Source organism: Pauljensenia sp. UMB10120 (genome assembly GCF_030212035.1).
Classification (GTDB): Bacteria; Actinomycetota; Actinomycetes; order Actinomycetales; family Actinomycetaceae; genus Pauljensenia; species Pauljensenia radingae_A.
In genome coordinates this window covers 135,013-146,669 of record NZ_JASODH010000007.1, presented here as the reverse complement: position 1 = coordinate 146,669, position 11,657 = coordinate 135,013, and the positions used below count along the sequence as shown (strand labels likewise).

At 58.8% G+C, this 11,657-nt stretch carries 7 protein-coding genes, 1 tRNA gene and 4 pseudogenes; 4 read left to right on the top strand and 8 right to left on the bottom strand.

The window, feature by feature from the left end:
* The 3 genes and pseudogenes from QP093_RS08120 to QP093_RS08110 all read left to right on the top strand — a co-directional run.
* The coding region (locus QP093_RS08120; protein WP_285016049.1) for a hypothetical protein at positions 1–212 on the top strand (212 nt) is incomplete at its 5' end.
* A gap of 206 nt (positions 213–418) precedes the next feature.
* Positions 419–494 (top strand) — tRNA-Ala (locus QP093_RS08115).
* Between the two features lie 97 nt (positions 495–591).
* Positions 592–1,206: pseudogene (locus QP093_RS08110) on the top strand (terminase TerL endonuclease subunit); the annotation flags it as partial.
* 57 nt (positions 1,207–1,263) lie between these two features.
* Here QP093_RS08110 and QP093_RS08105 read toward each other — a convergent pair.
* The 7 genes and pseudogenes from QP093_RS08105 to copR form a co-directional block, all read right to left on the bottom strand.
* Positions 1,264–2,475 carry a hypothetical protein gene (locus tag QP093_RS08105; protein ID WP_285016047.1) on the bottom strand — a complete coding sequence of 404 codons (1,212 nt, stop codon included), beginning with the start codon at positions 2,473–2,475 and terminating at the stop codon, positions 1,264–1,266.
* Between the two features lie 377 nt (positions 2,476–2,852).
* A pseudogene (locus QP093_RS08100) lies at positions 2,853–3,116 on the bottom strand (transposase); the annotation flags it as partial.
* A gap of 83 nt (positions 3,117–3,199) precedes the next feature.
* A pseudogene (locus QP093_RS08095) lies at positions 3,200–3,915 on the bottom strand (IS6 family transposase).
* A 97-nt stretch (positions 3,916–4,012) separates the two neighbouring features.
* On the bottom strand, positions 4,013–6,037 hold the full coding sequence (locus QP093_RS08090; RefSeq protein ID WP_350309985.1) for a copper-translocating P-type ATPase: 2,025 nt from the start codon (positions 6,035–6,037) through the stop codon (positions 4,013–4,015).
* Positions 6,038–6,298: 261 nt separating this feature from the next.
* Positions 6,299–6,595 carry a heavy-metal-associated domain-containing protein gene (locus tag QP093_RS08085; RefSeq protein ID WP_502929411.1) on the bottom strand — a complete coding sequence of 99 codons (297 nt, stop codon included), beginning with the start codon at positions 6,593–6,595 and terminating at the stop codon, positions 6,299–6,301.
* A gap of 178 nt (positions 6,596–6,773) precedes the next feature.
* A pseudogene (gene copS, locus QP093_RS08080) lies at positions 6,774–7,868 on the bottom strand (two-component system sensor histidine kinase CopS); the annotation flags it as partial.
* On the bottom strand, positions 7,865–8,587 hold the full coding sequence (copR, locus tag QP093_RS08075; protein WP_285016043.1) for a two-component system response regulator CopR: 723 nt from the start codon (positions 8,585–8,587) through the stop codon (positions 7,865–7,867). The pseudogene copS and the gene copR, both read right to left, overlap by 4 nt.
* A gap of 404 nt (positions 8,588–8,991) precedes the next feature.
* On the opposite strand from copR, the gene QP093_RS08070 reads away from it, so the two are divergent.
* Entirely contained in the window at positions 8,992–9,567 is a 576-nt protein-coding gene (locus QP093_RS08070) for a CueP family metal-binding protein (protein WP_285016042.1), read from the top strand.
* A 1,092-nt stretch (positions 9,568–10,659) separates the two neighbouring features.
* On the opposite strand, the gene QP093_RS08065 is transcribed toward QP093_RS08070, so the two are convergent.
* The gene (locus QP093_RS08065) at positions 10,660–11,634 is read right to left on the bottom strand and encodes a macro domain-containing protein (protein ID WP_285016041.1); all 975 of its coding nucleotides are present in this window, start codon (positions 11,632–11,634) and stop codon (positions 10,660–10,662) included.
* Between the last annotated feature and the right edge of the window lie 23 nt (positions 11,635–11,657).

Genomic DNA, 11,657 nt, shown 5'->3' with positions numbered 1-11,657 from the left:
CAACCACCACAAACAACACCAACCACAAACAATCAGCACCGCCCGGGCGACAAGAAAATACTCTACGAACAATCGGGGCGATCGTCAAACTGATTTGCGGTGAGCTCCCTCACCGTTTGATTTTTCGGCACAATGTCGCCAAACAGCAGGTGGAATACTGTTTTAATCCGGTTTTTATCATCATTAATTCTGGTTTTTTGGTGCCCGGTTGAGTGCGCTCCACCATCGCTGATCCCCTAAAAGTGTGGCGCACCAAGCACTGAATTACTCAGATCAATTTTTGTACGCCTTAGTGTTGATCCGCGCTGGCAGTGTGCATGCATGTAAGCGCGCATCAATACTCGTAAATGATGGCGGTGCGCTTCACAGTCCCCAGTGTGCATTTCGTGCTGCCAGGGTGGTACGATACTTGAGCCTTGGGGCTATGGCGCAGTTGGTAGCGCGTCTCGTTCGCAATGAGAAGGTCGGGGGTTCGAATCCCCCTAGCTCCACCATTAGGACGCTCATTTTGATACAAAGTGAGCGTCCTGTTTTTATGTTGCGCGGAGGGGCGTTTTGGCTTGTCAACGTAGGTTTTGGGTATTAACCCGGCTCGACCTGGCATCCACCACCGATATCACTGCTTTCGTTCTCGTATTCCCACCCACGGATGACGATGACAAATACACGGTCGCGCCCTGGTTTTGGATTCCCGAAGACAACCTGAAACTGAGGGTCGCCCGCGATCACATCCCCTACGACCTGTGGAACAGTCAAGGATTCCTGGAGACGACCGAGGGCAACGTGGTGCACTACGGGTATATCGAGAAGTTCATTGAGGATCTTGGCACCCGGTCTAATATCCGAGAAATCGCTTTCGACCGGTGGGGTGCGGTCCAAATGAGCCAAAACCTTGAGGATGCTGGTTTCACGGTGGTGCCTTTCGGGCAAGGCTTCAAAGACATGTCCCCACCATCCAAGGAACTGATGAAGCTGGCGTTGGAGGGCAAACTCGCCCATGGCGGACACCCGGTGCTGGCCTGGATGGTAGATAACATTCACGTACGCACCGACCCAGCAGGAAACATCAAACCCGACAAACAAAAATCCACCGAGAAGATCGATGGAGTCGTCGCCACCATCATGGCTCTAGACCGGGCCATCCGAAAAGGAAGCGGTCAAATAGGTGGCAGTGTTTATGACGAGCGTGGGCTACTTGTTTTTTGAAGTCTAGTTAGGTTTGATTCTTACTAAATCTTCCTTGGATGGCGTGGTTGTATGGCGTTATTTCCATTGGCGCTTAATCTCGTCGATCAATTGCGCATTATGGGGAATGCCAAGACGATCAGCGAGTAGCTCCAAGAGCTTGAGTTCCTGTTTACTAATTTTGCCGTCTACTGCGGATGCGATGACCGCAGCCCGGTAGAGGCTTGGCGCATCTTCTTGGGAAATACCCTTGATTCGTGACCACAAATCATCTTCATCTACCTCGATCTGATTCTTGAATGAATCGATGTAGCGCAGGTATTCCTCGCCATTATCGGTGTTTTGTTCAGCAGAGACGGTAAGGTAATGCAGGAGTAGACGTTCTTCATCTTTGACGTCCTCGTCTATGTTGATGATCCACCACAGTGTAGCCAGAACTACCTCAATGTTGTCTGTTTGGGCAACGATGCGTTGGGCGGCTTCAATAATTTGGGCTTGTCTTCGAATCAGGCTTTTGGTGCGCGTGCCTGCTGCTTTTGTAGTCCATCGGTTTACAGCGGTTGTCACGGGAATAGTTATGCCCGGGATGGAGAACTTGATGATGTTGCGTTGCAGAAGGTGTTTTCCAACAACCGGAAATCTCTTAACCGCTTCAAGAGTGGAGCCGCTGAAAAACTTCTTTATGGTCGGACGGATGAAATCGGGTAATCCCTTCATGACGGCTCCACCTGCTGCTTCACCTGCTTTGATACCAAATGCCAGCTTGACTAGTTTCCATGTGTCGTCTGGGTCATGGAGATTTAGCGGGAGGCCGTAGAGAACTGAGATGTCATAGGCCACGCGTAGCTGCAAGTATGACGTGTAGCTCATGTCGACGATAAAACTCGCGCCGCCTGCAGGCAGCGTCAGTGGGGAAGATCCACCACCAGAGCCAATCGTGGCAGCAACAGCACCGGTATAAGCCGCTGAGCTGAGTGCACCCTCGATGGCTGCATAGTTTGCTGCCATCTTGATTCGGGCATCTACGACAGCATCGGGTGGGAGGTTCGGATACTTTTCTTTGAAATAATCCGCATCGACTTGTGTCACATATTGATTCATAGAGAACGCTAGGAGCTTAGCGAACCAGTCTCCACTCTTCAGATCATCAAGCGAGAGACCTGATACGAACTCTCGCATGCGAGCGACTTCCCGCTTGACGTAGTTCGTCTCCTCTTCAGAAGGTTTGAACTCCTCATCAACAATGTCTTCCGTGGAGACATATTCGTCACTTTTATCTGCGTGCTCCATGCTTACACCTGCCTTAATCGTGTCATCCCTGATGGCAGCCGATTATGTGTACTTATGATTTCATTTGCCCGGCATGCGTGGGGTGTAGCGGTTGAGGAGATTTTCTAAAAAGCCCATGGCCTTAAGCCAAGAGGCCCATACCGACATGCCCGCCTAAATGCTATCGAACACTGCAACCAACGTGGATTTCTGTGGATACCACTGAAGTGCCCCGAGTTTTGTTCCTAGGCATTTGCCTTGATTTCTATTATTTCCTGTGGCGGGTGCTGCTTCCAAAATTCGGTTTCCACCTCGGCCGGGGTTCGGTATCCCAAGCTTTGGTGGAGCCTAGTCTCGTTCCACCAGAGCGTGTTAAGTTGTTTGTGTGTGGGGTTAGGTTATAGGTATTTGTCGAAGCGGTCGGGGTAGGCCACGGCCGTTTGGTTGATGGCTTGTTTCCAGCCGGAAACTCGGGCTTATTCCATGAGTCTGCCGGCTGTCGCTGAGACTCGTTTGCCCTGCTTTGCCCTCTTTGCAGCTCGTTTGTCTTCAATGTTGCAGATCATCAGCCGCAGCGTCTTCAGTGCTGATTCATCGTTAGTGAACTGCACTCTATTGCGAGTAGCTTTACGCAGTTCATTGTTAAACGACTCAATGGAGTTCATCGGGTGCTGTTGCAAAATTGGGCGGAGAGCAGCGAAGACTCAGTTTCTCATTCCCTGATCGCCGCTGCGTGTGGGCGTTGTTAGGCCGTCTCGAAGACCCGGTTGACGATCACCGCGTCCGGGTTCGGTTGCCCGTAGGCAAACATTGTGCCTTGCCCTTTCCGCAATGAGCGCATCGCCTCCATCCCTTTCAACGTCCGATATGCAAATGTCCGGTTCTTAAACGCGCCTTTCGGCCCGAGGATCCGCTTCAGACGACCATGGTCGCCTTCTAGGATGTTGTTGAGGTATTTCACCTGCCGGTGTTCCACTGTTGGCGGGCAGATTCCCTCTGACTTCAACTCGGCGATTGCCCTGGCTAGGGAGGGTGCTTTATCGGTGTTGATCACTCTGGGATACCCGGCTGACGCATTGGATCTGAGGGCCTTGGTCAGGAAACGCTTCGCTGCGGCCACGTTCCGCTTCGGAGAGAGGTAAAAGTCCAGGGTCTGGCCACCGGCGGTGATCGCCCGATAGAGGTAGCACCACCTGCCGCCGACCCGGATATAGGTCTCATCCACCCGCCAGGAACTGGCCTGCCAGTCAGGTAACTGTCGGTACCACCGTGTTTGCTTGTCCAGCTCAGGGGCGTATTTCTGGACCCAGCGGTAGATCGTGGTGTGATCGACTGGCACGCCCCGCTCGGTCATCATTTCCTCCAGATCGCGGTAGCTCACCCCGTAGCGGCAGTACCACCGCACTGCCCACAGAATGATGTCACGGGGGGGAAAAAATTACGACCGGAGAAGATACCCATGGCTGTGATTAGTTCACGTCGCTCTTCCTACTGCCACAACTTTGCAACAGCACCAGCCTTTCAGGGTCATATGGGGGCAGTGGAGAGAAGTGGCGGATCAGTGGACGGCGGTGGATGCCGGAGTAGGCGTGGTGCGTTCCTCCTTCGACTCGGTCGGAGCCAGATGAGCCGGATCCAGATCAATGCGGCGCAACAGCTGAGCGTTCAGAGCCACCACGATGGTCGAGGCAGACATCAAGATCGCGCCCACGGCCGGGGACAGCACGAACCCGATCGAGGCGAGTACTCCGGCGGCCAGCGGCACGGCGAGGATGTTGTAGCCAGAGGCCCAGATCAGGTTCTGGATCATCTTGCGGTAGCTGGCCTGGGACAGCTCAATCATCGACAGCACTGCCCGCGGGTCATCACTGGCTAGGATCACCCCGGCAGATTCCATGGCCACATCCGTGCCGGCACCGATGGCGATACCGACCTCCGCGCGGGTCAGAGCGGGGGCATCATTGACACCGTCACCGACCATGGCCACGCTCAGGCCACGCTCCTGTAACTGGGTGACCTTGGTGTCCTTGTCCTGGGGCAGGACCTCGGCGAAGACCTCATCAATGCCTAAGTCCTGACCGACAGCGTGGGCCACCTGCTGGGCGTCGCCGGTGATCATCGCGACCTTCACCCCGCGGTCCTGCAGGGCTTTCACGGCGGCGCGGGATTCGGGGCGGATCTTGTCCTCGACGGCCACCGCACCGATGATCTGACCGTCGCGGACAATATGGAGCACACCGGCCCCACGCCCGGTCCAGGCGCTGGTGGTGTCGGTGAGCTCGGCTGGAGTGGTGAGGTTGAACTCGCGCAGCATGTTCGGCCCGCCCACGAGGATCTCAGCGCCATCGACAGTGGCCCGGACCCCCCGGCCGGAGGCAGCGCTGAAACCAGTTGCACGGATTTGTCGACGGGAGGCCTCGGGATGGGCGGCCGCGGCCGCCACGATGGCGCGGGCCACGGGGTGCTCGCTGTCGGCCTCCGCGGCGGCGGCCAGGGCCAGCAGCTCGCCCTCGGTGACGCCGACAGCTGCCGCGACACCGGTGACCGCGTGCGCACCCTCGGTCAGGGTGCCGGTTTTGTCGAAGAGCACCACGTCGATGGTGCGCATCCGCTCGAGCGCCATCCGGTCCTTGATGAGCACCCCGGATTTCGCGGCCCGCTCGCTGGAGATCGCAATGACCAGCGGAATCGCCAGGCCCAGGGCATGCGGGCAGGCGATGACCAGCACCGTGACCGTGCGCACCACGGCATCGTCCGGGCTGCCGATGATGGTCCACACCACCGCGGTAATCAGAGCGGAGATCAGCGCGAACCAGAACAACAACGCCGCCGCCCGATCCGCCAGGGCCTGGGCCCGGGAGGAGGACTCCTGGGCGTCGGCAACCATGCGTTGGATCCCGGCCAGGGCGGTGTCCCCGCCGGTAGCCTCCACCCGGATGCGGACGGTGTTGTCGGTGGCCACGGTACCGGCGACCACCTTGTCACCGGTGTCGCGGAAGACGGGACGGGATTCGCCGGTGATCATCGCCTCATCGAATTCGGCGGCTCCGTCGAGGATGGTTCCGTCGGCCGGCACCCGGGCACCGGCCCTCACCAGCACGACGTCGTCGACGACCAGCTCGGAGATGGCCACGGTGCGGGTGGTCCCGTCGATGACTTTCTCGGCCTCATCCGGCAGCAGGGCAGCCAGCGCGTCAAGCGCGGAGGACGCGGCCCCGAGAGCGCGCATCTCCAGCCAGTGGCCCAGCAGCATGATGGTCACCAGCAGGGCCAGCTCCCACCAGAAGTCCAGGTCAAAACCGCCCAGCCCCAGAGTGGTGACCCAGGAGGCGACAAACGCCACGGTGATGGCCATGGCGATCAGGAGCATCATCCCGGGTTGGCGGGATTTCAGTTCTTTCCATCCGCCCTTGAGGAAAGGCGTTCCGCCGTAGACGAAGATGATCGTGCCCAGCACCGGCGGGATCCAGGTGGATCCAGGGAATGCCGGGAGGTGGTAGCCGAGCAGGTGGGCGACCATGGGGCTGAAAATAACGATGGGAATGGACAAAATCAGCGACCACCAGAAGCGGTCCCGAAACATTGCGGTGCTGTGTCCGGCGTGTTCGCCGTGACCATGAACGTGGTGGTCTTCGTCCAGGGCGGAATGCGGGTGATCGTGGGGCATCGCCTGGCCGTGGGTATCGGCATCTGCGTGGTGTTCGTGGCTGGCATGATCCGGGTGGTAAGTGTGGTCTGTTTCCGGAGCGGGGTGATCACCATGGTGATCACCGGAATGGTGGGGAGTGCTCATGACGTTCCTTTCGCTCAACCCGGTCGGGGTCGAGATGATGGGTAAAACTAATCAGGATAAGACGGTGTAGCCGGCCTCCTCGATGGCCCGGCGAACCATCTCCGGAGGTACGACACCGGTGACCGTGACGGTGGAAACTCCACCAGCAGCGAGATCAATCTGGACGTCGTCGACCTGGGGGAGGGCCTGAAGGGCCTGAGTCACGCTTTTCGCGCAGTGCCCGCAGGTCAGGCCGGTGACCTGGTAGCTAGGGGTAGACCCCCCTGCTGACGAGTCGCTGGTGGCAGGGATAGAGGCGGTGTCGGCACGCGAGGCAGGTCCGCAACAGCTGCAGCCGTGGGAGGCCATCGGCAAGAGGCGGGGCGGGGAGGTGATCATGGGAAATCTCCTACGAGTCAGTGGGATGCGGTGGTACTTTTTCTCTTATATATACCCCCCTGGGGTATATTGTCAAGGGGTGGAGGGCACGGCCCTCACGCGGGGCAGGGTGTGGTCACCGAGCAGCCTCCTCACTGTCGGGAGGAGACAGCGGGAGGCGGAGGGCGAACACCGCTCCGCGACCGGGTCCGGGGGAGGTGGCGGTGAGAGTGCCGCCGTGGGCCTCGATCAATGCCTTGGAGATGGTCAGACCGATACCGGACCCGCCGTTGTCCCGGCTGCGGGCGGCATCCCCCCGGTAGAAGCGTTCGAAGATGTGTCCGAGCTGGTCAGGTGGGATGCCCTCGCCGTCATCGGCGACGTGGATGAGCGCGGTGGATGCCCCCTGTCGGTGGACGCTGATCCGGACCTGCCCGCCGGCCGGGGTGTGCCGTAGTGCGTTCGACAGGAGATTGCTCATCACCTGGCCGAAGCGTTGCCGGTCCACGAGCACCCGGGCGGTGTCCGTAATGGTCTCGACCTGTAAATCGACGCCTTTGTCAGCATAAGCTTCCCCCGCGGCAGTAGCGGCGGTATGGAGCAGATCCCCGAGCCCTTCCTCTGCCAGGTCCAAATCGATCCGGTGTTCCTGGGCCCGGGAGACATCGTCAATGTCTTCCATCAACCGGGTCAGGCGGGTGAGTTGGTCAGCCATGATCGTGTGGTTGGCATTATTCCAGTCCACGACCCCGTCCTGGAGACCATCGAGGTAGACCGTGAGCACCGATAAGGGGGTGCCCATTTCGTGGGCCAGATCAGAGAGCATCTGGCGGCGGACCTGTTCGGTGTGTTCCAGCCGGTCGGCCATGGTGTTGAAGGCATGCGCCAGGGTGGCGACCTCGGGGCCTGCTTCTCCGGCGGGCACGCGGATACGGGAGTTACCGGCCGCCAGGCTGGTAGCGGCGCGGGTGAGATCCTGCAGGGGAGTGCGCAGACGACGCGATAACCACAGGCTGGCCAGTAGGGCGCTGATCAAGGCAGTGGGCAGCGCGACGGCCAGGGTGATCAGGTTGGCGTCCCGGTAGGCCTGCTCGGTATGGAACAGCTCCAGCGAGGGGTCCTCCCGGCCGGCCATCAACATATGATCATGGAACAGGGTCGGGCCCACCATCGTGGCCACGGCCGCGGCCACCAGCAGGCTAATCACCACGACCAACACCTGGGCGGCCAGGAAGCGGAAGGTCAGGCCGGGTCTGTGATTCATGGCTGCCCCACCCGGTAGCCCACGCCACGCACGGTGTCGATAAACCCCCGGCCCCGGGTGTCGGTGCCGAGCTTGCGACGCAAGTTGCCGATGTGGACATCGACGATGCGTTCATCACCGACCCAGGTGGTGTCCCAGACCTCGGTGACCAGGTGGTGGCGGGTCAGCGCCTGGCCGCGGCGCAGGGCCAGGGCAACCAGCAGCTCGAACTCCGTGCGGGTGAGCTCCACGGTCGTCTCCCCCACCCGCACCTGATGGGCGACGGGGTCAAGGATGAGGTCACCAACGATCAGGGGGGTGGTCACCTGCGGTGGGGTGGTGCTGGTGCGCGGGCGGCGCAGCACCGCATGCACCCGAGTCACCAGTTCCCGGATGCTAAAAGGTTTGGTGATGTAGTCATCCGCCCCCAGGGTCAAACCGCTAATCTTGTCGTCCTCGCTGCCACGCGCGGTGAGCATGAGGATGTAGCAGTCCGAGAAGGTGCGGATCCGTCGGCACACCTCTAGGCCGTCGAGTTCGGGCAGCCCCAGATCCAGCACCACAACATCGGGGGAAAAGCGACGGGCCTCGTCCACGGCCTGGGTGCCGGTGTGCGCCTGACGGGTATCGAAGCCTGCCCGGATGAGGTAGGAGGCCACCATCTGAGCCAGGGGTTGTTCATCATCGACGACCAGCACCCGCCCCGGGGGCGTGGCGGTGGTCGGTGTGTGTTCAGCCATAGACCCCAGTATCGCTCCGGCCATGGGGGAATACCACCCTCGCTCAGTGCCCGGCGGGGAAATCTTCATCAAATCTTCAAACATCACCCTTCGACCGCCGTCACCCCTGTGCCCCACCCCGGGCCGGCGGCATCGCCTCCCCTGGTCGGTTCAGCAGGCGCCACCAGGGATTTCACTGCCTGTACCGCATACCCGGGGCGGGTAGAAGGACATCGCCCACGGCTGTGGAGTGGTGTCCCGGTGGTGACCCAGGCCACATAACTCACCCCCCTTTTCGCCCTGTTATAAGGCTGTGAGCCGGTTTTTAATTTCTAGTCCGTCAGGCACCCGTGCAAGATAAAGATATGGCACCGACCTTGAGGCGGTGTCTTCTCACAGTCTTACCACGAGCTAAGGAGATTGACGTGAAACGAGCAGCGATCGCAGCCGCCGCCCTTGCCCTCGCCCTCACGGGGTGTTCGGCCGCCGACCCGGAACCCACGGCCGACGGGACGGTGTCCCAAGATACATTCCTGACTACCCATGGCCTGGCCGACATGGACGCGGTGGAGATCATTGATCACCTCGACCGGCAGAAGGTCACTGAGCGTCCCACGGATCTGATCGCCTCAGTGCGTGCCGATGAACTGCTGCTCTCGAGCGGTGACCAGGATGTCGTGGTCGATCTTCCCGACAATCAGACGTATGTCTCGATCGCACCCTATCTCACATCCACCCACGACTGCTTCTACCACAGCCTCACGACCTGCCAGGGGGAACTCAGCAATGAGGATATCCAGGTCACGATCACCGATGAGGCGACCGGTGAGGTGCTGGTGGACGAGGCGACAACCACCTTCGACAACGGGTTTATTGGCTTCTGGCTTCCCGATGATGTCACCGGCCTGATTGAGGTCAGCTACCAGGGGCGTACCGGCACCACGGAGTTTTCCACCACCGACGACGGTGCTACCTGTGTCACAGGCCTGCGCCTGACGTGATGGCTCAGCAGGGTCCTCACAGCATCCCTGCTGAAGTTAATACAATTTCAGCAGGGATTTTTTACGCCGTTTTGGCTTGCTATTTAGGGAAAATCGAGGTCAGCTCGGTTTTGGGGTGGATCGCGACGCGGCGTTGTTGGGGTGGTATTCGGTTCGCAGGTGGGATTTTGTCGGAAGGGGTAGCAGGGTAGTCTTGCTCAGGTTCGACTTTCGCGCAATAGTTGCCTAGTCCTCGTAGTCGGTAAGGTCGGTGTGCATCACCTTCTCCCACCTCTCCCTCGTAGCCTCATACCTGTTGACGAGTTCATCAACCACCTGCCGTCACCCCACCATCGCTGCCGGGTATGGCCCCGCGTAGCGACGGGTGCGTGCTAGGTACGTCGCAACGCATCTCTTGTGTGAACAGTGGCAGTGTGAGGGCAGGCTCACCCGACCCAAGAAGTCCACCACATCCTGCCTCTCTCGAAACGGAGCACGTGACTTCAATAATCTGATGGCTTTATGCAAGCCCTGCACTCCCGTATCTCCGCGTTAGATGGTGACCGGTGGCGGACGGCGCGTTCGCCTCGCCGGGACGAACTCTAAGAGGACTAGAGGATATGAAATCACTGCGACCTGAGGTGATGCACAACGGGCCAGGCCTCTCGCGCGCAAGAACTTCGAATCAAACAGGGGATCACCCTCTTTACCGTACAGTCCGAGGTGTTTAACCTGCCCTGAACTGCGGAAAGGTGGTGAGAATCGACGGCGAAAGATAAGACGAATCGTGACGGTCGGCGGGCTGGGTCTGGACCGAAACCGACGCTGGTGCGGAGAAAATCACGCAGGGCAAAGACGCGCGTATTCTAAACTTGACCCCGCTACACCCTGTTAACCTCGAACCCGACGGCGACCTTGCAGACACGGACATACCTGAGCCGAGTAGCTACCTGACGCCGGTGCAGCACGACGGTAACCCTTTGGGTGCTGATGAGATGTACCGCGACACCTGGCGGTGCCTCAAAGAACTAGGCCGCCCTTTCGCAGGGGTACATCTTTAGTCACGATGTCATCTCCTTGAATTAGTTTGCCTCGGGGATAACGAACTGTATATCAACTTCTGAGGTGGAGCGGTGTCGGCTGGGAGGGAAAGTGAACTTTGCCTCCTATCCACAGTGGTCCGCCTTCGTAGTAGTAATCGGAGTAGAGGATGGGGGCAGATTTCAGCCCTTCAACGACTGCTAATAATGCCTGAAACCACACAACGTACTCGGGGTCGCTGTATTCCTTGGCGAGGGTTGGCACCTGTTGGAGAACAATATCGGCGGCCTCATCAGGGCTTGTTGCACTCGTGACATAGCCTGTGCCAACCTCGGTACCCTTTGCCGTAGTGTATTTCACCTGGTTAGCATCACCTTTAGGAACGAAGTCTGTGGCTCCTTTCCAATGAACCGGTTCAAAGTCTTCTGATGACGCAATTTGAACGCGCCAGAACATTCCAGAGGGACTCATCCCAGGTCGGATGCGTACTCCTTCATAGCCACGCTGATGAAGAGTACCAACTCCTTGGAGCAGACGCAGCCAAGTAAAATAAGAGAAGCGAGCCTTCAGTTCCTTTTGGATTTTGGCATCTAAAGTGACAAATCTGATGTGCGAGACGCCAGTCGGTGTGGTGGCGAGAATTTCTAGCGCTACATCGATCGCCTCATCAATCGGATAGCCATAAGTGCCAGTGCTAATCAGTGGAAAAGCGATGGAATCGACGCCAAGTTCATCGGCCACAGCTAGACAATTCCGGTAACTCGATTCCAGCAAACTGCGATCAGTTTTCTTGCCACGATATACCGGCCCGGGCGTATGGATAACGAATTGCGCGGGCAGATTAAAACCATGCGTCCAACCAGCTTCACCAGTTTTCAGCCCATCAGGAAAACGGGATATGCACTCGTCCAACAGGCGACCGCCTGCGGCTCGGTGAATCGCACCATCAACACCGCCGCCGCCACGCATCCGAGTGTTGGCGGGATTGACGATAGCATCGACAGCCTGAGTGGTGATATCGCCTTGAACTGCCTGTAGATAAGCCACTCCTTATCTTTACCACACAGTTC

Coding starts and splice junctions, on each gene's coding strand:
- copR (WP_285016043.1), bottom strand. CDS start 8,587: ATGGCTGAACACACACCGACCACCGCCACGCCCCCGGGGCGGGTGCTG.
- QP093_RS08085 (WP_502929411.1), bottom strand. CDS start 6,595: ATGGCCTCCCACGGCTGCAGCTGTTGCGGACCTGCCTCGCGTGCCGAC.
- QP093_RS08090 (WP_350309985.1), bottom strand. CDS start 6,037: ATGTTTCGGGACCGCTTCTGGTGGTCGCTGATTTTGTCCATTCCCATC.
- QP093_RS08105 (WP_285016047.1), bottom strand. CDS start 2,475: ATGGAGCACGCAGATAAAAGTGACGAATATGTCTCCACGGAAGACATT.